Origin of the sequence: Oceanobacillus sp. FSL W8-0428, from assembly GCF_038004405.1 — a bacterium.
GTDB classification, from domain to species: domain Bacteria; phylum Bacillota; class Bacilli; order Bacillales; family Amphibacillaceae; genus Oceanobacillus; species Oceanobacillus sojae.
Genome location: NZ_JBBORB010000001.1, coordinates 2785817 through 2811478 on the forward strand (window position 1 = coordinate 2785817; position 25662 = coordinate 2811478).

At 38.4% G+C, this 25662-nt stretch carries 23 protein-coding genes; 19 read left to right on the top strand and 4 right to left on the bottom strand.

Translation table 11 applies throughout. The annotated features are described in order from the left end of the window. Positions 1–29: 29 nt before the first annotated feature. The 9 genes from MKY30_RS13230 (at position 30) to MKY30_RS13270 (ending at position 11394) form a co-directional block, all read left to right on the top strand. Positions 30–356, top strand: a complete 327-nt coding sequence (locus MKY30_RS13230) for a DUF4870 domain-containing protein (protein WP_147211938.1) — start codon at positions 30–32, stop codon at positions 354–356. Positions 357–703: 347 nt separating this feature from the next. After that, positions 704–1003, top strand: a complete 300-nt coding sequence (locus tag MKY30_RS13235) for an FAD-dependent oxidoreductase (protein WP_341084220.1) — start codon at positions 704–706, stop codon at positions 1001–1003. A 28-nt stretch (positions 1004–1031) separates the two neighbouring features. Further along, a complete protein-coding gene (locus tag MKY30_RS13240) occupies positions 1032–1601 on the top strand; it encodes an NAD(P)/FAD-dependent oxidoreductase (protein ID WP_341085647.1) in 570 nt (189 codons plus the stop codon). A 294-nt stretch (positions 1602–1895) separates the two neighbouring features. Continuing rightward, positions 1896–2897 carry an ABC transporter substrate-binding protein gene (locus MKY30_RS13245; RefSeq protein WP_339285189.1) on the top strand — a complete coding sequence of 334 codons (1002 nt, stop codon included), beginning with the start codon at positions 1896–1898 and terminating at the stop codon, positions 2895–2897. After that, positions 2890–3894, top strand: coding sequence for a FecCD family ABC transporter permease (locus MKY30_RS13250; protein WP_341084221.1), 1005 nt, complete (start codon positions 2890–2892; stop codon positions 3892–3894). Before MKY30_RS13245 ends, MKY30_RS13250 begins: the two co-directional genes overlap by 8 nt. Then, complete coding sequence (locus MKY30_RS13255) at positions 3891–4691, top strand: ABC transporter ATP-binding protein (protein WP_341084223.1); 801 nt, start codon at positions 3891–3893, stop codon at positions 4689–4691. Before MKY30_RS13250 ends, MKY30_RS13255 begins: the two co-directional genes overlap by 4 nt. A 211-nt stretch (positions 4692–4902) precedes the next feature. Beyond that, positions 4903–5817 (top strand): ATP-binding protein, encoded by a 915-nt coding sequence (locus tag MKY30_RS13260; protein WP_246145223.1) that lies wholly within the window; start codon positions 4903–4905, stop codon positions 5815–5817. Beyond that, entirely contained in the window at positions 5814–7661 is a 1848-nt protein-coding gene (locus MKY30_RS13265; RefSeq protein ID WP_341084225.1) for a VWA domain-containing protein, read from the top strand. The genes MKY30_RS13260 and MKY30_RS13265 overlap by 4 nt, the downstream gene beginning before the upstream one ends. 67 nt (positions 7662–7728) lie before the next feature. Beyond that, positions 7729–11394: a cobaltochelatase subunit CobN gene (locus tag MKY30_RS13270; RefSeq protein WP_341084226.1), complete on the top strand. Its 3666-nt coding sequence runs from the start codon at positions 7729–7731 to the stop codon at positions 11392–11394. 81 nt (positions 11395–11475) lie between these two features. Here the strand turns inward: MKY30_RS13270 and MKY30_RS13275 are convergent, their stop codons facing one another. Continuing rightward, entirely contained in the window at positions 11476–12372 is an 897-nt protein-coding gene (locus MKY30_RS13275) for a LysR family transcriptional regulator (RefSeq protein WP_147211927.1), read from the bottom strand. 121 nt (positions 12373–12493) lie between these two features. Between MKY30_RS13275 and MKY30_RS13280 the strand changes: the two genes are divergently transcribed. Together MKY30_RS13280 and MKY30_RS13285 are read left to right on the top strand one after the other, a co-directional pair. Then, a complete protein-coding gene (locus MKY30_RS13280) occupies positions 12494–13228 on the top strand; it encodes an SDR family oxidoreductase (protein ID WP_246145222.1) in 735 nt (244 codons plus the stop codon). A gap of 220 nt (positions 13229–13448) precedes the next feature. After that, a complete protein-coding gene (locus MKY30_RS13285) occupies positions 13449–14606 on the top strand; it encodes an MFS transporter (protein WP_147211924.1) in 1158 nt (385 codons plus the stop codon). Positions 14607–14703: 97 nt separating this feature from the next. Here the strand turns inward: MKY30_RS13285 and MKY30_RS13290 are convergent, their stop codons facing one another. Beyond that, positions 14704–15117: a MerR family transcriptional regulator gene (locus MKY30_RS13290; protein ID WP_156988317.1), complete on the bottom strand. Its 414-nt coding sequence runs from the start codon at positions 15115–15117 to the stop codon at positions 14704–14706. A 387-nt stretch (positions 15118–15504) separates the two neighbouring features. Here MKY30_RS13290 and MKY30_RS13295 point away from each other — a divergent pair, with 387 nt between their 5' ends. From MKY30_RS13295 to MKY30_RS13305, 3 genes are all read left to right on the top strand, one after another. Continuing rightward, on the top strand, positions 15505–16614 hold the full coding sequence (locus MKY30_RS13295; RefSeq protein WP_341084231.1) for a PQQ-dependent sugar dehydrogenase: 1110 nt from the start codon (positions 15505–15507) through the stop codon (positions 16612–16614). 203 nt (positions 16615–16817) lie between these two features. After that, positions 16818–17333, top strand: coding sequence for a cupin domain-containing protein (locus MKY30_RS13300; RefSeq protein ID WP_339285207.1), 516 nt, complete (start codon positions 16818–16820; stop codon positions 17331–17333). Positions 17334–17557: 224 nt separating this feature from the next. Further along, positions 17558–19666, top strand: coding sequence for a peptidoglycan D,D-transpeptidase FtsI family protein (locus MKY30_RS13305; protein ID WP_307725856.1), 2109 nt, complete (start codon positions 17558–17560; stop codon positions 19664–19666). A gap of 353 nt (positions 19667–20019) precedes the next feature. On the opposite strand, the gene sodA is transcribed toward MKY30_RS13305, so the two are convergent. Then, positions 20020–20631: a superoxide dismutase SodA gene (gene sodA, locus MKY30_RS13310; protein ID WP_339285210.1), complete on the bottom strand. Its 612-nt coding sequence runs from the start codon at positions 20629–20631 to the stop codon at positions 20020–20022. Between the two features lie 499 nt (positions 20632–21130). Between sodA and MKY30_RS13315 the strand changes: the two genes are divergently transcribed. The 4 genes from MKY30_RS13315 (at position 21131) to MKY30_RS13330 (ending at position 23858) form a co-directional block, all read left to right on the top strand. Then, positions 21131–22114, top strand: coding sequence for an NAD(P)/FAD-dependent oxidoreductase (locus tag MKY30_RS13315; RefSeq protein WP_147209933.1), 984 nt, complete (start codon positions 21131–21133; stop codon positions 22112–22114). Positions 22115–22199: 85 nt separating this feature from the next. Beyond that, on the top strand, positions 22200–22439 hold the full coding sequence (locus MKY30_RS13320) for an indolepyruvate ferredoxin oxidoreductase subunit alpha (RefSeq protein ID WP_147209932.1): 240 nt from the start codon (positions 22200–22202) through the stop codon (positions 22437–22439). A 112-nt stretch (positions 22440–22551) separates the two neighbouring features. After that, a complete protein-coding gene (locus MKY30_RS13325) occupies positions 22552–23025 on the top strand; it encodes a DUF2621 family protein (protein WP_147209931.1) in 474 nt (157 codons plus the stop codon). A gap of 275 nt (positions 23026–23300) precedes the next feature. After that, positions 23301–23858: an NAD(P)H-dependent oxidoreductase gene (locus MKY30_RS13330; RefSeq protein ID WP_156987444.1), complete on the top strand. Its 558-nt coding sequence runs from the start codon at positions 23301–23303 to the stop codon at positions 23856–23858. A 203-nt stretch (positions 23859–24061) separates the two neighbouring features. Here MKY30_RS13330 and MKY30_RS13335 read toward each other — a convergent pair whose 3' ends face one another. Next, a complete protein-coding gene (locus MKY30_RS13335) occupies positions 24062–24703 on the bottom strand; it encodes a helix-turn-helix transcriptional regulator (protein ID WP_147209929.1) in 642 nt (213 codons plus the stop codon). Positions 24704–25310: 607 nt separating this feature from the next. Between MKY30_RS13335 and rpsN the strand changes: the two genes are divergently transcribed. Further along, positions 25311–25580 carry a 30S ribosomal protein S14 gene (gene rpsN / locus MKY30_RS13340; RefSeq protein ID WP_077603963.1) on the top strand — a complete coding sequence of 90 codons (270 nt, stop codon included), beginning with the start codon at positions 25311–25313 and terminating at the stop codon, positions 25578–25580. The last annotated feature ends 82 nt before the right edge of the window (positions 25581–25662 follow it).

A 25662-nucleotide genomic window follows, 5' to 3' on the forward strand; every position in this document is an offset into this window, starting at 1 on the left:
CAGGAAGAATTATTGGAGGAGTATAAGGGATGGAAGGAAATAAAATATTATCATCATTATGTTATTTTAGTATCTTTTTTGCACCATTTCTATTTCCGGTTGTTGTTTGGATTCTTGGAGATGAAGAAACAAAAGTACATGCAAAAAAAGCACTATGGACACATCTTATTCCGATTATCGCAACAATTATAGCAGGAACCATCATCTTTACCATTGGCATGGGGCAATTTTGGGCAGGGGAAGTAAATGGAGGATTACTCATCGCAACGATTATTGCGACAGCTATTTGCTTTATCATTGATATTTATTATTTCATCTGGAATATCATTAAGGGTATTAAGGTTCTTACTGTTTAATATGTATCTGACAATAAAATACTTAATGAAGAAGGAATCTATTGGAGAGGAGACATCTTTATATAGATTCTTTTTTTAAAAGTCCAATAAAGATGACACGGCGAATTTCTTCGTTGACGAGCTTTTTCCGATGGGACTGCGATTACTCGCCCCACCAAAAGCGTTACTCACGTATTATAAAGCATACGCTCCGTTCGTAAAAAGCTAGTCGCCTTGAACTTCTTGGTCCTATTTATCAGCCTTTTTGAACACGCACTTTGAATCATGAAACTTGATAAATCGTAATCATTACGATATAGTAATGAAATTACGTAAAGAAGATTCTGCGTAAAAAGGAGGAGACTATATTGTTATATGATTGCGCTGTAATCGGGGGAGGACCTGCCGGATTAAACGCTTCTCTCGTGTTAGGCAGGGGAAGAAAAGAAGTTATTTTATTGGATGACGATGCACCACGTAATGCTGTTACACAGGAATCTCATAATTTTATTACCAGAGATGGTATTGAGCCTGTTGAGTTCAGGAAAGCGGCGTATGCAGATTTAAAGAAGTATCCAGGTATAGTGATTCAAAAAGAGCGGGTGACTGATATTAATCCTGCTGACGCTGTTTTTCATATTCAAACAGAAGCGGGGGAAGAATTATGAAGCTAAGACTATTATTCTATCTACAGGACTGAAGGATGTATTGCCTGATATCGAGGGAATTCATAATTTTTATGGAACGAGCCTGTTTTCCTGCCCCTTCTGTGATGGCTGGGAACTGAAGGATACTCCGCTGATCTTTATTGCTGATGGAGCATTTTCTTTTCATGGGGTGAAGATGGTTTCCAATTGGAATAAGAATATTGTCATCTGCACAAATGGAAAAGAGAGCTTATCCCCTGAACAAAGGGATATATTAGCGAAAAAGCAAATTGAGGTTATAGATGATGAGATTTTACGATTGCAAGGAGAGAATGGGCAATTAAAAACGGTTCAATTTAAAAATGGGAAAGAGCTGCATAAAGAGGCAGGTTTTATCTCTGCCAAAATGGAGCAGGCTGCCCCTTTTGCTGAACGTCTGGGGCTAGAATTGACGGATATGGGCGGAATTAAAACAGATCCATACGGCCGGACAAGTATCAAAGGAATTTATGCCGGGGGAGACAATGCAGCTGGACCTCCGCAGCTGGTTATTGCCGCAAGTGAAGGAAGCAAAGCTGCAATAGGAGTAATCACTGATTTTGTAGAAGAAACATTTTAAATGATTTAATTATCTATACACCCTCTTGATTCAGCTATATAAGAAGAGGGTGTATTTTCTTTACCTAGCTTCATTGCTCATTTGTCATTCTGCTGCTTCACGCAAAAAATGACAAAAGTGGTTGCAACTTTACAAAAAAATGATATAATACGTAATCATTACGGTTTGTTTTTTTAAACAAATTAGTTTAGTAGAAAGGAAGTGGCAGCTTAGCGGTAGTGTAACTACATAAACAAACACAGTATTTTTTTTAATTAATAAATCATAATCATTACGGAAGGGTAGGAAATTACTTTGGGGAAATTATTACAAAAAAATAGAATAATAGGAATTGCAGCTGCTATGCTTGCGGTTATTTTGATGGCAGCTTGTCAGCAGGATGAAGATACATCTGCAACGGAGGAAGCAACAGAGGAAAGTCAGGATAATACAACAGAAGAAATAGCTTTTACAGATAGCATGGACAGAGAAGTGGTACTTGACGGACAGCCGGAAAGAATTGTTGTTTTAGCGCCGGAATTTTTGAAATTAATTTATGATCTGGATGGGGAAGCAGTTGGAAGAATGTCAACCAGCAGTATACCTATTCCAGAGCAGGCAGAGGATTTACCTGAATTGGGAACAGTGAATCAGATAAATACAGAGGAATTGGTGGCTCTTTCACCGGACCTGGTTATTGGAGCACCGAATTTCCATGCGGATTTAGAAGGCATTATGGAAAACAGTGATATTCCTTTTGCACTGTTAGATATGCGCTCTTTTGACGATGTGAAGGAAATGGCAACACTTATGGGAGAGATATTAGGAAAAGAAGAGCTTGCAGCTGAGAAACTGCAGGAAACTGAAGACGAGATGCAGGCAATAGAAGATAAACTGCCAAGTGGTGAAGAACCGTCTATCGTCGTTTTAAATATTACACCGAGAAGTGTTTCTGTTCAAAGATCCAATACAACTGCACTGGAGATTGGTGACCTGCTTCATGTAAATAATATCGGAAAGGATATGGAAGCCAGCCCGGATTCGCAAACTTCAGCACCGTACAGTTTAGAAACAATTGCTGAGCAGCAGCCTGATTATATCCTGATGACAATCCATGGAAGTGAAGAAGCTGGAAAGGAAACAATAACGGACGAATTAGAAGGAAATCCTGCATGGAGCTCACTAAAAGCAGTACAGGAAGGAAATGTCCATATTGTCCCTTCCGAAAAATATCTATCCAATCCTGGCCTTGATTATGCTGATACGATGCAGGATATGGCAGAGATGGTGTACCCAGAAGTGTTTGAGAATGAGTAAAAAAGAAGCATTAAGAGATAGAGCCGGATGGAAAGGATTTATTGTTGTGATTTTTGCTGTTTTAATGGTAATCTCAACCATTTTTAGTATCCAGTTTGGATCGGCAAATATTCCCTTAAAAGATATTTGGACAACTTTTACAGGAGATATCCAAAGTGATTTTCAAAATATAATCTGGAACATCCGGGTCCCGCGTACATTTGTTGCTATTCTGGTAGGTGCTAATCTGGCAGTAGCTGGTGTCCTGCTTCAGGGGATTATGAAAAATCCGCTGGCCGATCCATATATTATTGGGATCTCCAGCGGGGCAGGCTTAGCGGGTATGATTGTTTTAATGTTGTATCCGCATCTGCCTCATATATTGACCCCAGTTGCGTTTATTGGGGCAACCATTGTGGCTTTTACGGTATATGCTTTAGCGTGGGAAAAAGGAATTGCGCCAACCAGGATTATCCTGGCTGGTGTTGCTATTTCTGCTTTTTTAGGCTCCGGTATATCTGCCCTGATGGTTTTTTACAGTGACAGAGTGCAGGGTACCATTGATTTTATGGTTGGCGGTTTAAGTGCAAGAAGCTGGCCGCAGGTAGAAGTGATTCTGCCTTATTCGATTGTTGGTATCCTTCTTGCAATTATCAGTATCCGAAAAATGAATCTATTAATGCTGGGAGACCGGACAGCTAAGAGTCTGGGAGCCAGAGTAGAATGGATTCGTTTTTCTATGACTGCTGTTGCTACGCTGTTAGCTGCCAGTGCTGTCAGTGTCGTTGGCTTATTGGGATTTGTCGGTTTAATTGTTCCTCATACAGCAAGATTAATTGTAGGCAATGATTATCGTGTGCTTCTGCCTGCTTCTATATTTTTAGGAGCAGCAATTCTGACGGCCTCTGATACTTTGGGCCGTATTATGTTTGCACCGATTGAAGTTCCGGTAGGTGTTATTATGGGTGCATTGGGAGCACCGTTTTTTCTATATTTACTAAGGAGGAAAATGGTATGAGTGCATTAGAAGCTGCTTCCATTTCTCATTCCTTTTCGGATAAACGCGTATTAAAGCAAATAGATTTGGAACTGAAGGAAGGGCGTATATACAGTATTATCGGGCCGAACGGTTCGGGGAAAAGCACCCTGCTGCATGTCCTCTCCCGTCAGCTGAAGCCTGATCATGGCCAAGTATATTGGAAGCAGGCCGACCTTTACCGGCTTTCACCAAAGAAAGTGGCACAGGAATTGGCTTTGCTTGCTCAAGTGAATGATGTAATGGATTTAACCGTGGAACAATTGATTTCATATGGCCGAACGCCGCATAAATCGATGTTTCAAAGGCTCGATGAAGAAGACCAGATAATTATTGATGAATCGATTCAGCTTACTAAATTAGATGCGCTGAGAAAGCGGAACGTTTCTCAGCTGTCTGGAGGTGAGCGGCAAAGAGCCTGGATAGCTCTTTGCCTGGCTCAGCAGCCGAAAGTTTTATTTTTAGATGAGCCAACAACATACTTAGATATTTCACATCAGCTGGATGTGCTGGAAATCGTAACACAGTTGCAAAAAACTCAAAACGTAACAATTGTTATGGTTTTACACGATCTCAATCATGCAGCTGTTTATTCGGATGAAGTAATTGTGGTTAAAGAGGGGCATATTTATGGACAGGGTACTCCAAAAGAAATGATGAACCCGGATATGTTTAAGGATGTTTTTAATGTCCAGGCAGATATCTATGAGGATAAAGATAATGAATTATTGCGTATCGTGATGATGCCGCTAAAAGTGCGTGTTCAAAAAGTCCGATAAATAGGACCAAGAAGTTCAAGGCGGCGAAGATTTTTCAAACGGAGCGTATGCTTTATAATACGTGAGTAACGCTTTTGGTGGGGCGAGTAATCGCAGCCCCATTGAAAAATCTTCGTCAACGCAGAAATTCGTTGCGTCATCTTTTTTGGACTTTTTGAACATCCTCTAAAAGATTAAATAATCGTATGTGATTTTGGAAAGAAGGTTAAATGTGAAAAATTATCCTTTTACAGCAATTGTAGGGCAAGACAAAATGAAGAAAGCGTTAATTTTAAATGGAATTAATCCCAAAATTGGAGGAGTATTAATCCAAGGTGAAAAAGGAACAGCAAAGTCAACAGCTGTAAGAGCATTGGCTGATGTGCTGACAAATACATCTGTGGTCAATCTGCCGGTAAGTGCGACAGAAGACCGTGTTGTAGGGACACTGGATATGGAGCATATTCTAAAAACAGGAGAAAAGAAGCTGGAGCCGGGAATATTAGCAAAAGCGGATAAAAATATTTTATATGTCGATGAGGTGAACCTTCTGGAAGATCATCTGGTTGATATTCTTTTGGATACAGCCGCAATGGGCGTTAACCGGATTGAAAGAGAAGGTGTATCCTATGAGCACCCGTCCCGATTTGTCTTAGTAGGAACGATGAATCCGGAGGAAGGGGCACTTCGGCCGCAGCTGCTCGATCGATTCGGCTTATGTATAGATGTGGAAAGTGAGAAAAATGTCGAAGAGCGCATGGAAGTTATTCGACGCCGTTTGAATTTTGAACAGAATCAGGAGCAGTTTGAGAAAAAATATGAACAGGATCAAAATCAGCTTACATACCAAATACAGCGCGCGAAGGAGCTTTTGCCAGCTGTTGAGATTAATGATCATCTTCTCCGTGCTGTAGCTGATTTATCGATTGAATTGGGTATTGAAAGCCACCGTGCTGATATCACTGTCATCACTGCAGCTCAGACATTGGCTGCATGGAAGCAGCGGACAATGGTGCAGGTGGAGGATATTTACGAAGCGGCAGAGCTTGCCTTGCCACACCGTTTATTACAGGATCCGATGAAGGAGAATTCTTCTTATCAGAAGCTGACTGAGCTGTTAAATCAGAAGGTTGTCGATAATCAATGAATTGCCTGATTGGTCAACTGAAAGCAAAACGTGGCCTTGCCGCAGCGCTTATCAATCCGTATTTGGACCGGATCTGTATCACCGGGGCAAGTGGAACGGGAAAGACAACTTTGCTGCAAATGGTCTTAGCTTACTTTCCTAAAGAGGATACTGTTATTATTCCTTCCCACGTTACGACAGAAAAATTATTGGGAGAAAAAGAGCTTGCCTTGTTTTCTCCACTCAGGAAGAACTCAAGTAATCAAAGTATTTTTCATCAAGCAAAGGTGGTTATTACCGATCAATTTGCATCGATGCCGGAGAATAATCAGCGTTTACTTATGCAATTGCTGAAAAATAAGGGAGTGTCATTTTACGGGGACTCTCATTATCCTATCCTGGCAAAATGGTTTTATTGCCTCGACCAGGAAATATTGGATAAATCCTTGTTAAAGCATGCCAAGCTATGTGTCCGTCTGCTTCCTGTTTTTGATGTGTCAGAGCGCAAGAATATTTTATTATTCCGAGAGAACGCAGAGCGTGAATATACAAAGGGAGAACTGGATAAAGTCAGGCAGCGATTGTCCACTGTTCAAGTTTCTGAAAAAATGCTGAAGCTGGCAGTAGAGGTTGTCATGGGTTCGGGCTGTAAAAATCAGGAAGCTGATATGGATTTGATTGAAACAGCTCGGGCATTAGCAGCTTTGGATTCGGATCAATCCGTACAGCCAAAGCATATTGAGGAAGCAGCGGGGTATGTACTTTCTCATCGAATGGGAGAGCAGCAGGAATCTTCTAATCAGGAGAATTCAGAGTCACAGGCAAAAGAGGAATCTTCTAACAACCATTCGGAGGATACGGGTCAAAGCCATCCATCCTCTGGCAGTGAAGCAAAACCATCGGATAATGGCGGACAGGATCATGAAGCCCCTGGTGATTCTTTTCCAAAGGAAGAACCGCCGGATAACCAGTTTATTACAGAGATCTCTGAAGAAGAAATAGACCAGGTGATAACATCATTGAAAATGCAGTCAGATTTCCTTTTCTCGAAAAAATATATCTATCCATATGCAATGAATGGAAAGCATCGGGAGGGGACTTCTGCTGGAGGTAATGGGCGAATGCTCCGTGCAGTGCAGATACCCACTGAAGCAATTTCTTTATATCATACACTGACAGTGGCAGCTCCATTTATGAAGGTTCGTACGCCTTCTGCGGGAATAAAGCTGGCGATTGAAAAAGAGGATATACGCTATAAATTAAAGGAAAAGCAGCAGGGATTTACCATTCTATTTTTAGTGGATGCAAGCAGCTCCATTGCAGCGAAAAAAAACATGAGAGTTGTCAAAGGAGCTGTTATGGAATTACTTCAGCAGGCCTATCAAAAAAGAGACCATATTGGCATGGTTTCCTTCCGAAAAACAGGAGCGGAAGAGGTATTGCCTTTTACGAATAAGTTTGCAGAAGCAAAGCAGAAACTAGGAGAAATACCAACTGGCGGGAAAACACCGCTGGCAGCCGGACTGGAAAAAGCATTAAAAATATGTGAAAAAGAGAAGCGCATTCATAAACTGGCTATACCTTATCTTGTTATTTTGACGGATGGGAATGCCAATGAAACGTTGAGTCCAGGCGGTACTGCAGCTCAGGCAAGAAGCGAAGCCTATCAGATTGCCAAAAGAATTGCACAGGAACAGCTCCCGGTGACTGTTATTGATACCCAAAGCGGGAGAAATACATTTGGCCTGGCAGAGGAGCTTGCAGCTGTTATAGAAGGAGAATACCTCTCACTGGATGCTTTAACAGATAAAAATATTGCAAAAGCAGTGCAAAACCGGCTGCATCCATTAGCAGGGCGCAGATAAAATCATAGGCCCTGCTATTTATTTTCAGGATGTAAGAAAGTTAATAAAAGAAGGGAGAGAAGTATTCGTGCATATTATTTTTGCTGCTGCTTCATCTGGAACATTAGCTGATGCCGCGAAAGCACATGAACAGATAAAAGAAATCTATCCGGAGATAAAGCTTTCTCTATTTTTAACCGAGGAGCCATTAAGCGCAGAACAATGGAGGCGATTTGAACATGTCTCTCAATCTGCCAATCTATTTATCTATGATCCACACGGAGTTGAGGATGATCTGGTCATGAGAATGGCCCGGATATGTGAAAGATATGAATGTGATCAAATATCATTGATGATTAATGGATCGAAATGGGAGAAAATCATCCGCTTTGGTGCATTACTGGGACAGGATATTCAGGTTAAACCAAAATCAGGAGAGCTGGCCCCGTTTGATCCATCAAATGAGTTGACTCAGGAAGAACGGGAATTAAAGGAGCAGGCAATCGAAAGTTATGAGCAGATAAAAGACTATTGGCATGCTTCCGGTATTGCAAATTGGAAGGAGCTCTTCTACTTTGCAGCTCATCTTTATGGGAATACGGATGTTCCCGAAGCGAAAGCTCCAAGCTATGCAGAGAAAACAGGGATTATCGATCCTGCAACTGGCGAGTATTACAGCAGTGCAGAGGTATTTCTGCAAGATTCTAAACAGGATGCAACGAAGCCAAAAATTGTCTTTTTATATATTGCTTCCCAGGCCAGAGTAAAGTCTGCAGATGTTATTGCTGAGCTTATCGAACGGTTAAGGCCGACCGCTGCAGTTATTCCTGTCGGCTTAACAAGTATTATGAAGATTGATTTGGAGAATTTGGAGAGCTTGTTCGTCGGAATGCTGGATGACATACAGCTCATTGTGAATTTTATCAGCTTCCGTCTTGGATCAGGACCAAGAGGAGGAGACAGAGAAGATGTAACAGATTGGCTGGAGAAGCTGGATATTCCTATGCTTCATCCATTCTTTCTGACGCGCACCACATTAGCGGAATGGGAGGAAACAAAGGGACTTTCACCTGTTGAAGCGATGGTGAACGTTGTTTTGCCGGAGCTGGATGGTGCAGTGGAGACCTACCCTATTGCAGCAATCCAATCAGCAGGCTTCGATAAAAACTATCAATTTGAGAAAAAAGAGCTTGTTCTTATGGAGGAGCGCGTTCATTATTTTATGAATCGTATTGAGCGCTGGCTGCATTTGCGTAAGCTTGAGAACAGTCAGAAGCGCGTGGCTCTGATCGGATACAATTATCCGCCTGGAGAGGGGAATCTGTTTGGCGGCTCCTTTTTGGATACATTCAGCTCCATCTCTGCTTTATTAAATAAACTGGCAGATGAAGGCTACCAGGTGGAACGAATGACTGGAGATGAACTGGAAAAACAATTTCGCGGGCATCAGCTATTTAATGAAACAAGCTGGGGCGTAGATGAGGATGCAGATCAAAGATTACAGTATTCAGTTTCAAAAGCAAAAGAAGATTGGACCAATCATCTGGACCGGGAACGGATGAAGAGCCAATGGGGAGAGTATCCTGGAGAAATAATGACAGATGAAGAAGTATTTTTCATACCAGGTTTTATTAACGGGAATGTTTTCATTGGATTACAGCCAAGCAGAGGAGGAGCAGACCAGGATTCATCAGCAGATTACCATGATCAGTCTGTACCGCCCCATTATCAATATCAGGCTTTTTATAACTGGCTGGAAAAGGACTTTCAATCCGATGCCATTGTACATATTGGCACGCATGGATCACTGGAATATTTGCCAGGAAAAGAAAATGGCATGTCTTCCAGCTGCTATCCGGATCAACTGGTACATTCCCTGCCGCATTTTTATTTTTATTATATCGGCAACCCGTCTGAAGCAATGCTCGCAAAGAGACGGACACATGCTGTACTGAGCAGTTACCAGGCACCTCATTTCAGAGATGGGGGACTATATGGCGATTATGAAGAGCTGGAACGTCTGCTCCATGAATATCGGGAAGCCGAGCAGCTTGACCCGCAGCGCTGTGAAGAGATTTTGAAAGAAATTCAGGAGCTGGCAGATAAGAATGGCTTTTCCAATCAACAATTAGAAGATATAGAGCAGGAGCTGCAAAGGATGCAGTATGCTTTAATCCCGTATGGACTGCATATTATCGGAGAAGGCTTGAAGCATGAAGATGCAATTCTTCATACAGTATATACGTTGCGCAGAGAGCATATGGGAATTACCTTGAAACAGCTGGTATCCCAATTAAAGCCGGCGCTGCAGAATGATGAAGCAGAACTGGAAAAAGAAGCAGCTGTTTTATTAAGGGATTATATAGAATCCAGACATTTACCGGATGTACAGGGAAATTCTCATGCAGCAGCATTTGCAGATATTTTGGCGTATGGGGAAAGCATTTATCACAGAGTAAGAAAAACAGAGGAGCTATCCTCTATTATAAAAGCGTTAAATGGAGGCTATCTGCCTGCAAAATTGGCAGGTGATATCTATAGAAATCCAGAATCTTTGCCGACGGGGACCAATTTGTATCAATTTGATCCGCGATCTGTACCGAGCCCTTCTGCGGTTGTAAGAGGTGCTGAAATTGCCAAAGCAACCATAACGCAATACCAGGAAGCTCACGGGAAAATCCCGCATACCGTAGCCTGTGTACTTTGGGGGATTGAAACATCGAGAACGCAGGGAGAAACAATTGGACAAATTTTAGAATATGTCGGGGCAAAAGCAGTGAAGCATTCCCAGGCAACAAGTACAACATTTGAACTTATTCCCCTTTCAGAGCTGGGCAGACCGAGAATGAACGTTGCCATCAGTATGTCAGGGGTATTCCGTGATTTATTTCCGAATGTGATTGATGCTTTGAATGATTTATTTGAAAAGCTTGCGTGCGCAGATGAACAGGAAGAGGATAATTATTTTAAGGCATTTACTTTAAAAGTACAGGAACAGCTGTTACATGAAGGGTATGAACAAGCGGATGCTTTCGATTTAGCTTCTTCCAGGATATTTGGACCAGCCTCAGGCGAATATGGAACCGGGATTAACCATATGATTGAGGATGGCAGCTGGACAGATGAAGAAGAGCTTGGTGAGATGTACAAGCACCATGCCCAGCATGTCTATAGTAAATTAAGAAGAGGAGAAAGCTTTCCTGATTTATATGATCTTCATATGGAAGCAGCCGATATCGTTTCCCAGCTGCGGGCCAGTCATGAATATGAAATTACGGATATCGATGATTATTATAATTTCTTCGGGGGATTGGCGAAATCGATTGAAAAAGCAAAGGGAGAGCGTGTTGATATTTATATAACCGATACGACTCAGCAAACGCCGCAGACAGAAGATGTAGAGCATGCCATTAATCGCGGTGTCAGAACACGTCTGACCAACCCGAAGTGGATGGAAGGGCTGCTGGGGCATCCTTATCATGGTGTTCAGCAGATGGCAAAGCACACAGAGAATTTACTGGGGCTGGCTGCCACAACGAACAAAGTGGAAAATTGGGTGTTTTCCCATGTGCATGATACGTATGTGGAGGATAAAGCATTGCAGGAAAAAATACGCCAGGCAAACCCGCAAGCATATCATGATTTGCTTGGAACATTGGTCGAGGTATCAGAGCGGGGGTATTGGAAGCCTACTGAAGCACAATGGGAAACTTTAAAAAATGCATTTTTGGAGGCAGAGGCTTCGATGGAATGAGGTTTCATGAAGTTATTAATAGTAATAAATAAGCGCCCAATCATAAAAAATGATTGGGCACTTTAAATTTGAGTTTCAAATTTAATCATTTTGAGTATGCTTTTCAATATTATACCGAATTTGACCTAAAAATTTATTGGCTGCGTCGGAAAATACTTGATGTTTCTTCCAAATAATATTTAATCCTGCATGTAAATCAGGGGTTAAAGGTTTAAAGCAAAGTTTACTGTCTCCGGATGTGTTAATTAATTTATCTAAACATAAAGCATATCCAAGACCTTCTTCTACCATAAGTGCAGCATTATAAAGCAAGTTGTACGTTCCTGTGATATGCAGATTCCTGACATCTTGTCCAAACCATCCGGACAGTTCATTATCCACAGTTGTTTGCCGTGAAATCAATAAAGGCTGATCCATTAGATCTGAGGGTTGTATAGAATCTTTATGCGCCAACGGACTATCTCTATGCATCAATACACCCCAAACATCGGAAGCTGGCAGATGTATGTAATCATATTTTTGTTTATCTGTCGGTTCGATAACAATACCAAAGTCTAACAATCCATTGTCTAATTTTTCCATGATATCATCTGCATTTCCACTATATAAATGAAATTGAATATCCGGGTGGATTTTAAGCAGGTCTTTTAAAGCATTCGCGATAAAATGCATGGCTTCTGTTTCACCGCCGCCAATATATATTTCTCCGCTAATAATTTCTGATGGCTGGTTAAAATTCGCTTCTGTTTTATCAATTAACTCCACAATTTCTTTCGCTTTTGTTAATAAAAACATCCCTTCTGTTGTTAAGGTGATTTTTCGGTTTCCTCTAATAAATAATGAAGTACCTAATTCTGTTTCTAAATCACTTAATTGTCTGGATAAGGTAGGTTGTGATATATGTAAATATTTTGCTGCACCAGAAATACTTTGTTGATTTGCGACAGCAATAAAATAACGTAATAACCGGATTTCCATTCTAAATCCTCCTATGCTTTTTAAGTATAACAATATATTTGATATAGGTATTTGATATCTGAATCGTATCATTTTATGATGTTATTGAAAAGAAAATTACTTAAAAGAGGAGAGTTTAATAATGGCAATAAAAGATAAAGTAATTATTATTATGGGTGCCTCCAGTGGGATTGGTGAAGCAACTTCAAAGCTGCTTGCTGAAAAAGATGCCAAGCTGATTATTGCTGCACGCCGATCAGAACGTTTGGAAGCAATCCAAAAATCATTCCCTAAGGCAGATATTCATATCCAACAAGCAGATGTCACCAATTATGAAGATGTGAAAAAAGTAGTTGACCTTTCGATGAATATGTATGGAAGAATTGATGTGCTATACAACAATGCTGGTATTATGCCAACTGCGCCAATTGTGGAAGGACGTCGTGATGAATGGCAGAAAATGCTTGATATCAATATTATGGGTGTATTAAATGGTATTGCTGCAGTTGTACCAATTATGGCACAGCAAAAATCAGGTCATATTATTGCAACGGATTCTGTAGCAGGTCATGTGGTCTATCCTGATTCTGCTGTATATTGCGGAACAAAATTTGCTGTACGTGCGATTATGGAAGGATTGAGACAAGAGCAAAGAGAAAATAATATTAAATCAACTATTATTTCCCCGGGGGCAGTTGCAACAGAACTATACAAAACCATTAGTGATAAACAGGTTTCAGAAGACCTCCATAAAGCACAAAAAGAATGGGGCTTAGCTCCAGAAGATATTGCTTCTGCAGTAGTATTCGCAATCGATACACCTGATCGAATGGCGGTAAGTAATATGATTGTTCGTCCGACTGCACAGCCTGTTTAAGTATATAAAAAATGATAAAACAATAGCTGTTTTCTCTATGCGTGCTGTTTCTGTAAAGATGCAGCAGACTATAATAAATAAAAAGTGTTTACGGTACTTTATTTTAGATGTACTTCTATATTTTATTAATGAAATCTTATGGCTTCCTATCTTTAAATATGAAAAAAATAATAAGAAATTCTAGCCTCGATGAATTAAGAAGGAAGTGGAGTAATATTTTATGAAGAATTCGAAAGGTTTACTTATATTTATATTGGCGGTCGGTGTGTTTGGTATTATCAATACCGAAATGGGGGTTATCGGTATACTCCCGGATTTAGCAGTATATTTTGATGTCAGTGTCCCGACTGCAGGCTTATTGGTGAGTCTATTTGCCTTAGCGATTGCTATTGCCGGGCCGACAATGCCGTTAATATTTTCTGGAATGAACCGGAAAAATGTTATGTTATTGGTGCTGACTATTTTCATTATCGGTAACATTATTTCCGTCTTTACAAACAACTTTACGATTACCTTGATTGCACGTGTGATACCGGCTTTTTTCCATCCGCTTTATGTATCGATGGCTTTATCTGTTGCCGGAGCATCTGTAAGTGAAAAGGAAGCACCGAAAGCAATCTCCAAAGTTTTTATTGGAGTTTCCGCAGGGATGGTATTAGGCGTTCCAATCGTCAGCTTTATTGCGGATGCGATTTCTGTTCAAGCGGGCATGGCCTTTTTTGCTATCGTTAATATCTTCACATTAATTGCAACGATCTTTTTGTTGCCATCTATGCCGGTTACAGAAAGACTATCCTATGGCTCGCAGTTGAAAATATTAACAAAAGGAGTTACCTGGCTCTCGATTTTAGCAGTTCTGCTTATCAATGCAGCTATTTTCGGAGTATACAGTTACCTAGCTGAATATTTAGGAACGGTCACAAATATGTCGTCCAATTTAATCAGTATTATGCTTCTGGTTTACGGTTTGGCAAATATTTTAGGAAATATTATAGCTGGAAGGCTGCTTTCCGAAATTCCTGTCCGTACGGTAACTGTTTTTCCTATCGCATTAATTGCACTTTATCTTATCTTTTATCCTGTAGCAGAATTAACAGTTCCTACGGCGATTATTATTTTAGTGTGGGGGATACTTGGTGGAATTGGTGCAAATATCAACCAGTATTGGATTATATCTGCCGCTCCAAAAGCTCCGGATTTCGCCAATGGTTTATTTCTGACATCCGTTAATTTGGGTACTACGATTGGAACTGCTGCAGCAGGAATGATTATATCGCAAATTGGAACGAGAGAAATTCTATTTGTAGGTGTTGTCGCGTTAATAGGCGGTTTTATATTTATTATACTTCGAAATACTTTGTACAAAACCGCCGGGTGAATAGTATTTTCGTTATTTAGTGTTCTGGTATTTACTGTAACCAGGGGAGAAAAAAACATCTGCACTCTATATAAAATAGTGAAGTGCAGATGTTTTATTAATCAAAAACGGTATTGCCTATTTTATTGTTTTTATGAACATTTTCCGTGCCTGCTTCCAGCGCTACTTTGTAGTAATGACATTTATGGTCAATGAGATCCATTGTATTTTTTAATTCCTCCATTTGTTTTTCTACTACTGCTTTTTGCTCTAAAAATAAGTCATATCTTTGCTGTAAGGTGGAATCGCCATCCGAACACCATTCAATAAAGGTCTTAATATCCTTGATGGTCATACCGCTGGATTTCAAACATTGAATAACTTTTAATAAATCTATATCAGACTCTTTAAATACCCTCGTTCCATTATCCGTACGTTCTACAAAAGGAATGAGTCCCTCTCTATCATAATAACGTAAAGTTGGTATAGATAAATTTAATTTTTTAGCAACTTCCCCAATAGAATAAGTCATTTTTATCTCCTCTTTTCAAATATAAACCTGAAGTTAACTTAATAGTTGGAGGAATTCTAACATAATAATTAACGGCCGTCAAAACGAATTATCAAAAAATAGAATCAAATTATTTGACCTAAAGTTAACTTTATATACTAATATTAATTCCAATAAAAGAAGGAGGGATAGAGAGGTTAACATATATTAATTTGAAATTCTGATATACATGAATATGTAAAACGAGAATCGTATCCTTAAAAAATGGCGAGAAAATGGAATGATGATATTGTTTCAGAGATAAAAGCGATAATGGCAAATCAAATTCGTTAAGCTTACAACTATCAATGGCTTCCGATGTTAACTGAGGACTTGAATTTATTAAAAATAATGTGAGGCGAAATGTGAATGAAGAAAATTTTATCTGGACATCTAATTGGTCTGCTTTTCCTGATTGGCTGCTCTGCGAATGATGAACAGCCTTCTCCGGGCAGCAATGAAAATACATCTGATAATGCAGGTGATTCACAGGAAGAGCTAAATCTGTCTATAGAAGGATTAGAAGTTATTGCGGAAAATTTGGATGTTCCATGGTCGATTGAGCAGATAGAAGATACCTTTTATGTAACTGAAAGAACGGGAAGTATTGTCAGAATAGAAAATGGGGAAGCAGAACGGCAGGATGTAGAGCTTGAACATGAAGTATCAACAGCTTCAGAAGCAGGATTACTTGGTTTTGTACTGGCTCCTGATTTTTCTGAATCAAACCAGGCTTATGCTTACTATACGTATGAAAATAGTGATGGACAATTTAATCGTATTGTAACACTTCAATTGGAAGATGACGTGTGGAGAGAGGATGATTTACTTCTGGACCAAATCCCCAGCGGTACCTATCATCATGGAGGAAGACTGAAGATTGGCCCGGACAAATTGCTCTATGCTACAGCAGGAGACGCATCTGAGCGTGAAATAGCACAAGACCTTGATTCATTAGGCGGTAAAATTTTAAGGATGAACTTAGATGGATCGATACCAGAGGATAATCCATCCCCAGACTCCTACGTCTATAGCTATGGGCATCGTAATCCTCAAGGAGTTACCTGGGCTGATGATGGAACGATGTATGCCAGTGAGCATGGAGATAATGCAAATGATGAAGTGAACATCATTGAAGCTGGTGAAAATTACGGATGGCCGGTTATTGAAGGAGAAGAAGAGCAGGAAGGAATGATTTCCCCTTTATACACTTCTGGGAACGAAGAAACATGGGCTCCATCAGGTATGGCGTATGATGAAGGTAAACTATATGTTGCCGCATTAAGAGGATCGGCTGTTTTAGAATTTGATATGGAGAGTGGAGAGCATCATGAGGTTATAAGTGATCTTGGAAGAATCCGGGATGTGCGGATTGATGATAACTATCTATATTTTGTAAGTAATAATGGAGATGGGAGAGGCACTCCAGATAATAATGATGACAAGCTTTATAGAATTTTACTTTCAGAATTAGAGTAGCTGGAAAAGAGTAATTGTTATTCAAAAACATAAAAATGAAGCAGATGAAGAAAGTAAAAATTTCTGGAAGGTGCAAATTGTGCAGTAAATTAAGTTCGTTATAATTTGGCGAATCAGGAAATATCATGTAAGAGTCTATATATGGTTTGTTTTTTTCTCCTTGTGGAATAGGTTAAATATATTAATTTTAAGGAGGGAAAATAATGAAACAGCCAGCAAAAATTACGATTAAAACCTTCATATTTCAAGATAATGGATCAATTCCCAATCATCCAACATACCCTTTGCTGTTATATAAAAATGTCATAACTTCCGCTGACAACCCTAAAGATGTTTTAGCAGAAAATAACTGGCTTGGCCAATGGCGTGGAGGTATTGCACCTTATCATCATTATCACAGCAACTCCCATGAAGTGCTTATCGTAGTTAATGGAGCAGCTCAGGTACAACTTGGCGGAGAGCAGGGAGAGCGAGTTCAAATTGAACAAGGGGATACAATTATACTTCCGGCAGGTTTTGGACATAAGTTAATCGAAAGCAGTACGGATTTTTCTGTTATTGGTGCATATCCAAATGGACAAAGCTATGATTTTTACTATGGGAAGAAAAATGAAAGACCTGAAAACTTGGAAAATATCAAAAAAGTACCTTTGCCGGATAATGATCCATTGTTTGGAAGAACTGGTCCGCTTTTTACGTATTGGGCAGATGAAAAATAGTACCTCCTTTCGTGTTTTAAATGACATGTAATATAGTCAATAATCATATAAAATAAGTTGATTTATATAGTTGAGAAATTTATTTTCTATAAGAATTTTCTGCTTTATATGTTGACCTGGAGGGGGCTTTATATAGTAAGCTTTACTAATTAAGGCAGGAATAATCAATGTCAGCTAATTTAAGCATTTAAAGAAAGCTTCATACAGCACGAAGGAGGTAAAAAGTGGTAAATAAGAAAAACAAGAAGAAACGTGCCCCGCTTATGACACGTATGAATATCCTTTTCTTTGTCATCTTCATCCTATTTTCTGCATTGATCTTTCAGTTGGGAGTTGTACAAATTTTAAATGGGGATTCTTATCAGGAAGAAATTGAAAGGACAAATTTAGATACGGTCGATATCCCTGTACCCCGTGGGAAAATCTATGACACCAATGGCGAATTGATTGTGGATAATGAAGCAATGTATTCCATTACGTACACGCCTTCGAATGATGTGCAGGCAGAGGATCGTTTGGAAGTAGCGGAAACCTTAGCGCAATATATTGATATGCGGGATAAACAAACAATGGACCGGATAACAGAAAGAGACAGGCGCGAATATTATTTATTGCTTCATGAAGAAGAAATAGAAGAACGATTAGAGGCAATAGACACAGAGGAGATGGAGAATGGGGAAGTCTATGATGCAACCCTTGAATTAATTACCGATGAAGAGATTGCTGATTTTTCCGAAGATGAATTAGAAATTATTGCGATAAAAAAGGAGTTGGATAAAGCCTATGCACTTACGCCTCAGGTTGTAAAAAATGAAGATGTCACAGCAGAAGAATATGCAGCTGTGGCGGAAAATCTGGATCAGCTGCCAGGAATCAATGCTTCTACCGATTGGGATCGTGTCTATCCAAATGGAGAAACATTAACCAGTATTCTGGGGAATATTTCAAGTCAGGAAGAAGGAATTCCGGCAGAGGATATGGATGCCTATTTAACGACGGGATACAGCCGAAATGATCGTGTTGGCAGAAGTGGACTGGAAGAAGAATATGAAGACTTCTTGAGAGGACGTAAAGAACAAATTCAATATACAACAAGCCAGAATGGTTCCATTATTGGCTCAGAGACGATTGTTGAAGGAGAAAGGGGAAAAGATTTAGTATTAACCACAGATTTAGAATTCCAGCAGGAAGTAGATGATATTTTATTAGATGAATTTCAGTCGATGAAATCAAGTAATTCTTATGAGAATCGATTTGCAACAAATGCCTATGCAGTTGTCATGAACCCACAAACAGGAGAATTGTTAGCTATTTCCGGAGTAGAATATGATACCAAGAATGATGAATATAATAATAATGCCGGACTTACGACGTTGACTAATGCACATGAACCAGGTTCCAGTATTAAAGGGGCAACGATCCTGGCTGGATATGATTCGGGTGTTATTTCTCCTGGGGAAACCTTCCATGATGCACCAATGAAGCTGGCGGGGACGGAAATAAAAAGATCTGTGCAAGATATGGGAACGGTAAATGATTTAACAGCGCTGGAAAGGTCCTCGAACGTTTATATGTTCTATGTAACTTTGCGCTTGGGAGGGGACTATCGTCATCCAATGCCGCAAAATGCTAATTTAGACATAAACATGGGAGAAACGTTACAAACACTGCAAAATTATTTTAATCAATTTGGACTAGGATCGACAACAGGAGTGGATTATCCACGTGAAAGCACTGGATTAAGAGGACAAGTACCAGATAATCCAGGGAATCTTCTTGATTTTGCCATCGGTCAGTATGATACATATACGACCTTGCAGCTTGCCCAATATGTATCAACTATTGCCAATGACGGCTATCGTGTTCAGCCTCATTTCCTAAAGGAAGCGCGTGAACCAATCGATTCTATGGATGAGCTTGGTCCATTGTATTATTCGTCCAGTACAACGACGATGAACCGAATTGATATGATAAATGATGAAATCAGTCGTGTGCAGGAAGGATTTCGCCTCTCCTATCAAGGCTCACAGGGAACCGGAAAGGACTATTTTCAAAATAAATCCTATGATCCGGCAGGGAAGACAGGTACAGCGCAATCATATGAATTCGTTGATGGAGAACGGTTTGACCTTAATAATTTAACACTGGTCGGTTATGCTCCCTTTGATGATCCAGAGGTTGCTTTTGCTGTGGTGGTGCCACATGTTGGAATTGGAGAAGGAAACCAAATTAATTTAAAGGCTGGAGAGCGTATTTTAGATTCTTATTTTGACATAAAGGAAGAGCATGATGAAGAAGCAGAGGATTCTGATGGTGATAGTAGGGAGGGATAAGAAACTGTTATTATACTATCTATTGTATAAATTTAAGATAAAAAGACTGTATTAGAAATTATAGTAAACCGTGATGTGATTAATTCACATCACGGTTTATAAAATTATTAGAACTGTCTCCAATGAGTCTTTCTTTAATGAGATAAACAATTTAGCAGGACTTTAACTTTGTGATTAATTAAAAGAAAAAGTGAAAAGTCTCTGTATTTCTAATAAGAATAAAGATGCATCTTAGCAAAATACGGTGAGATGTCAGTTTCTAGATAATCTAGATAACTTCCAACCACCAACCTGCGAGGTGCATTTTCATTGAATCACAATTTGGGATAAACTACTCTGAAGTGATTTATCATTTATTTTGCAGCTTCGTAATGATTAGCTACTTGATCCCAGTTTACTACATTCCAGAATGCTGAAATGTATTCCGGGCGTTTATTTTGATATTTAAGATAGTATGCATGCTCCCATACATCCAATCCTAATAATGGTGTTTTGCCTTCTGTTAATGGTGAATCCTGGTTTGGTGTGCTTGTGATTTCAAGCTCGCCATTATTTAATACCAGCCATGCCCAGCCAGAACCAAAGCGTCCTGCTGCTGCAGCTGCAAATTCTTCTTTAAATTTGTCTAAAGAACCGAATTTGCTGTTGATTTTATCAGCCAGCTCTCCTGCAGGTTCTCCGCCGCCATTTGGTGACAGTGTCTTCCAGAAAAAGCTATGGTTAGCATGTCCACCACCATTGTTGCGTACTGCTGTGCGGATGTCTTCAGGAACCGCGTTTAAATCGCTGACAAGCTCTTCTACGGATTTATTTTGCAGATCTTCATGTCCGTCTAGTGCATCATTTAATTTTGTAACGTAGGTGTTGTGATGCTTCGTATGGTGAATATTCATTGTTTCTTTATCGATAGTTGGTTCTAATGCATCGTATGCATAAGGTAATTCTGGTAATTCAAATTTTGTCATATGTAACTCCTCCTAAATATTTATTAATAATTTTCAGTTTATATGATTTTACATACTTTTTCAACCTTTAAGTATAAAAACTTCAATGCAAGCATTAGAAAATAGGACCCAAAAAAATAATTTTTAAGATACATTCAGGCATGTGTCTTGACTTTATAATTCACTATTATTATACTTCATGGTATAAAAAGTGTAATAAGGTACTTTTAAATTTAAATAATATTTTTGGTGAAGAGCCACTATTTTTATTCAGTAATTCAATTTTCAGGAAAATAATTACATAATATATAAGAAATACTGAACTGAATAGATCATTATTGTACTAAACTACACAGGAAAATCTGAGAATCATTAATACCGCCAGATTGATTTAGTGAGTTTTAATGTATTACTCTTTCAAAAATCTTTTCATTCGCACTTTGAACGTCTTTAATTAATGGAACTAACGGAAGTATTATTCTAGAGTTAGAAAAAGCTTCGTAAAGAAAAGAGGTATTGTATGGAGAAAGTTTTTGATGTAACGATCATTGGATCTGGACCCACTGGCTTATTCACAGCCTTTTACGGCGGTATGCGTCAAGCTAGTGTTAAAATAATTGAAAGCCTCCCTCATACTGGGGGACAATTAACGGCACTCTACCCAGAAAAATATATATATGATGTTGCAGGATTTCCAAAAGTCCGTGCACAGGAGCTTGTCAATCAATTGGAGGAACAAGCTAATTTATTTGACTCTGAAATTGTGCTTGGACAGGCTATTGAGACGATAGAACGTTTAGAAGATGACAGCTTCCGTCTTGTATCCAATACCGGGGAAGTGCATCTGACAAAAACAATGATTATCACGGCTGGCAATGGTGCATTTCAGCCGAGAAGATTAAATGTAGGAGACAGCGAAGCCTACGAAAATACAAACTTACATTATTATGTGACGAATATGAATAAATATAAAGACAAGCATGTGGCTATTCTAGGCGGTGGAGATTCAGCTGTTGACTGGGCATTAATGCTTGAGAAAGTTGCTTCTAAAGTGACATTGATTCACCGTCGCGACCAATTTCGCGCCCATGAACATAGTGTTGAGCAATTAGATGCATCTACTGTAGAAAAACTCACCCCTTATGCTCCTACAGCAATCGTAGCAAATAATAAAATTGAAAAGCTTATCTTACAGAAGATAAAAGAAGAAGAATTGATTGAATTAGAAGTCGATGAGGTTATCTGTAACTATGGATTCATATCCAGTCTCGGACCAATTAAAAACTGGGGATTAGAGATTGAAAAAAATAGTATCGTTGTGAATTCTAAAATGGAGACAAATATTCCGGGAATATACGCTGCTGGGGATATCTGTACGTATGATGGAAAAGTCAAACTGATTGCAACGGGATTTGGTGAAGGGCCGACAGCGATTAATAATGCTAAAAATTACATCGATCCAAAAGCAAGAATTCAGCCGAAACACTCAACTGCAATGTTTTAAAGTAAAATATCATGATGATTGAGTAATTAGAAGAATAAAATCACTAGATTAGATTTAATACATACAAATAAGGAGGTTTTTACCAATGGCTTTTGTTATTCTTGATCCATGCAGAGGTGAAAAATCTGGAGAATGTGTTAGTGTCTGCCCTGTTGACTGTATAGAAGAAGGCGTTAAACAATTCTATATTGATCCAGATGTTTGCATAGATTGCGGAGCATGTAAAGCAGTTTGTCCAGTATCTGCAATTGAGGAAGAATATGATTTAACGCCTAGTCAAGAAAAATATTTGGAAGAAGCTGAAGAATTTTTTGCTAGCAGTTAAAAACTTACACAAAATATTCAATATTACTTTGTGAACAGATAAATAAACTATAATATCCTTTTTAAAAAACGAGTGCGTAATTTTAGTTGGATGCTGAAGGATGAGGTGCACAATGATTTCACTTATCATCATATTATGGGGTTGTTTGTTAATAGGGTTGATGGCAATCGGTGGTTTTTTCATGTTTCGTAAGTTTTTAAAACGCCTTCCAAAAGAAGATGGACGTTCTGCTATGGACTGGGAAGAATATTATATGGAGCTAACACTGCATAAATGGACTCAATCAGAAAAAGTCTTGTTGGAGGAATTAGTCTCCCCTGTCCCTGAACTTTTTAGAGATGTTGCCAAACAGAGAATCGCTAGTAAAATTGGAGAATTATCTATTCAAAAACAGGAAGAATTAATTACACGTTCTACTTTAATTGAAGGCTACATTCTAGCAACACCTAAACGAGATCATACATATCTTCGTAAAAAACTTCAAGAAAATAATATTGATACAACACCATATGAACCTTATTTCCTGCAATCCAAGGATAGTTACCGCGAAAACTGGCAAGAAAAATATAAAAAAAAGAAATCTTGAGAAAATATATTTTATCGCAGTGTAACTGGCTGGGACTGCGATTACTCGCCCCACCGAAAAACATTTGCAATTACTCGCCCGTCGAAGAGCTTTTGTAAGACTCCCACTTCAAGAAATGAAGAAAAATTGTTATTTCTAAGTGGGAGATCCAACAGCCAGTAACGGCCCGATTCGTTCAACTAACAAACAGTGGGGGATGAAAAGAAAACCCCACTGAATGAAGTTTCACTTTATAAGACATTGGCGACAGAGTGGATAATTTAGGAGGTTGTTCCATGAGAATAATTGGTATCTCAGGTTCTACAGTTGGTTCGAAAACAAGGATTGCTGTTAAACAAGCTTTATATTATATTCAAAAGGCATATACAGAAGTCGATATAGAGCTTATTGACTTAAAGGAATACAATATTGTTTTTAGTGATGGTCGTCCGTATCAAGATTATACGGGCGATACAGATATTGTATTGAAAAAAATCATGCAAGCAGATAGGTATTTAATTGGAATGCCTGTTTTTCAAGCCTCTATCCCAGGTACACTAAAAAATATTTTCGATTTATTGCCCATGGATGCATTTCAAAATAAAATAGTCGGGCTCCTGGCAACAGCAGGTACAGCTAAGCATTATCTGGTTCCAGAACAACATGTAAAACCAATTCTTCACTACATGCATGCAAGGGTGATTCCTAAATATGTATTTATCGAAGAAAAAGATTATACAAATTATATAATAACAAATCAAAATGTGATTGATCGATTACATAAATTATCCGATGAACTGGTTAACTATGTTGACTTTATGCAAAAACATACAAAGACTACTTCTTTTATTTAAAATTTACTATCTTAAGCACCTTGGTTTTTGGGATATCCAAAGAATAAAGGTAATTTTTATAAAGAAACAGAAGGCATTTTAGAAGGCAAATTTCAAAATAATTAACAATGCATAAAGTAAAATAAAGGATTGGTTCTGTATTATAATACAGCCCAATCCTTTATAGTTCTCATATTTTCTTAAAATGGTTCTGTAATGAAGAATTATTCATTAGCCTTATAAAAATCAACCAGAAACTTACAATAATTATCTCCATCGCTTTTACAGCAAACTCTCTTTACATTATCCGTTCCTAATACGTTCTTAAACATTTGTGTCTCACAAGTACAGGCAGTTTTAAAATCGTTTGCCACTGCAAAAATCGGACAATTATACTCAATAAGTTCATATTTGTTTTGACCTATTTGAGATAAATTTGTCATATAACCTTTTTCAGTTTGAATTTTAGAGAGTTCATTTATTTTATCGTGATTTGATTTTTGATGGGTTCTTTTTATATATTCATTTGTTAACCGCTGCTCTCTTCTATTAAAGAGATTCCGAATAGCTTCTTCTCCATAAATATCTTTAATATCATAAAGGAATTCAACACTGATTCCTTCATAGTTTTTAGGGAAAAGACCCTCTCCTCTTTCTGTTAAAGAATACATTTGCGAAGGTCTTCCTATAGGCTGTTTCACTTCTTTGCTTTTAATTAAACCATCACGTTCTAGTATATTAAGGTGTTTTCTTATAGCCATATGTGTCATATCTAATAACTTAGTTAAGTCGCTGACTGCTAAAGATTTTTCCTTTTTTAGATAATCAAGTATTTTATCCTTTGTTGTTTTTTGTGTAATATTCATATCATGAGTACCTCACTCCTGATTTAAAGTAATAATGAAAGCTGTCTTCACTTAAAAATAGCTTTTGTTATTATTTTTTAAAATTTATATTTTAATAGTTAATTATACTACACAATCGATAATAATTAAAACTTTATCCTGTTTAGTATTACCTTTATATAGTTTGTTTAACAAAAAATTTATAATTATTATAAGTTTTAATCATTAATAAGTACCATATTAAAATCTCGATACCTACTATTTAGATGAAGAGAATAATCAATATATTCTAGTAATGTTTGGAACAAGACTATAAGGCAATAGAGAATGCAACAGCTATATTAGAGACGTATTACAGTAAAATTCTCTTTGAAACTAATGAAATACTATCGTTATTGGTCTATTTAGAAATAAAAACCCAAATGAGGGCAGTTATATTAATCAACTGCCCTCATTTGGGTTTTTAAACGTTTTAGAGAGAGGGGATTAAATTAAAATGTAAATCATAATAATTACTGTTTACACGAATGACAAAATAGTTTATAATGAATTTTATTCGTAATCGTTACGATTTGAAGTGTTGAGAAATAGAAAATAAATAGTTAACCTCGAAAGGAGTAAGTTTAAAATGGCTAAAAAGTCTAAAATTGCAAAAGAGAAAAAACGCCAGAAAATGGTTGAACAATATGCTGAAATAAGAAGAGAGTTAAAAGAAAAAGGGGATTATGAAGCCCTTCGTAAGCTGCCCCGGGATTCTTCACCGACACGTTTAAAAAGCCGTTGTGAAGTAACAGGCAGACCACGCGGTTATATGCGTAAATTCGGCATGTCCCGTATTGCTTTTAGAGAATATGCGCATAAAGGACAAGTGCCGGGCGTGAAAAAAGCAAGCTGGTAACACAGGCTTGGGGAAAATAATACGGCCTCATTTGTCACCGTGTTATTTTTCCGATACCAGACCATAGGGGACATGAAGGAAA

Bases quoted from the DNA above. Each gene is read 5' to 3' on its own strand.
- MKY30_RS13230 (WP_147211938.1), top strand. From the start codon at position 30: ATGGAAGGAAATAAAATATTATCATCATTATGTTATTTTAGTATCTTT.
- MKY30_RS13250 (WP_341084221.1), top strand. From the start codon at position 2,890: ATGAGTAAAAAAGAAGCATTAAGAGATAGAGCCGGATGGAAAGGATTT.
- MKY30_RS13255 (WP_341084223.1), top strand. From the start codon at position 3,891: ATGAGTGCATTAGAAGCTGCTTCCATTTCTCATTCCTTTTCGGATAAA.
- MKY30_RS13265 (WP_341084225.1), top strand. From the start codon at position 5,814: ATGAATTGCCTGATTGGTCAACTGAAAGCAAAACGTGGCCTTGCCGCA.
- MKY30_RS13275 (WP_147211927.1), bottom strand. From the start codon at position 12,372: ATGGAAATCCGGTTATTACGTTATTTTATTGCTGTCGCAAATCAACAA.
- MKY30_RS13280 (WP_246145222.1), top strand. From the start codon at position 12,494: ATGGCAATAAAAGATAAAGTAATTATTATTATGGGTGCCTCCAGTGGG.
- MKY30_RS13285 (WP_147211924.1), top strand. From the start codon at position 13,449: ATGAAGAATTCGAAAGGTTTACTTATATTTATATTGGCGGTCGGTGTG.
- MKY30_RS13290 (WP_156988317.1), bottom strand. From the start codon at position 15,117: ATGACTTATTCTATTGGGGAAGTTGCTAAAAAATTAAATTTATCTATA.
- MKY30_RS13295 (WP_341084231.1), top strand. From the start codon at position 15,505: ATGAAGAAAATTTTATCTGGACATCTAATTGGTCTGCTTTTCCTGATT.
- MKY30_RS13300 (WP_339285207.1), top strand. From the start codon at position 16,818: ATGAAACAGCCAGCAAAAATTACGATTAAAACCTTCATATTTCAAGAT.
- sodA (WP_339285210.1), bottom strand. From the start codon at position 20,631: ATGACAAAATTTGAATTACCAGAATTACCTTATGCATACGATGCATTA.
- MKY30_RS13315 (WP_147209933.1), top strand. From the start codon at position 21,131: ATGGAGAAAGTTTTTGATGTAACGATCATTGGATCTGGACCCACTGGC.
- MKY30_RS13320 (WP_147209932.1), top strand. From the start codon at position 22,200: ATGGCTTTTGTTATTCTTGATCCATGCAGAGGTGAAAAATCTGGAGAA.
- MKY30_RS13325 (WP_147209931.1), top strand. From the start codon at position 22,552: ATGATTTCACTTATCATCATATTATGGGGTTGTTTGTTAATAGGGTTG.
- MKY30_RS13330 (WP_156987444.1), top strand. From the start codon at position 23,301: ATGAGAATAATTGGTATCTCAGGTTCTACAGTTGGTTCGAAAACAAGG.
- MKY30_RS13335 (WP_147209929.1), bottom strand. From the start codon at position 24,703: ATGAATATTACACAAAAAACAACAAAGGATAAAATACTTGATTATCTA.
- rpsN (WP_077603963.1), top strand. From the start codon at position 25,311: ATGGCTAAAAAGTCTAAAATTGCAAAAGAGAAAAAACGCCAGAAAATG.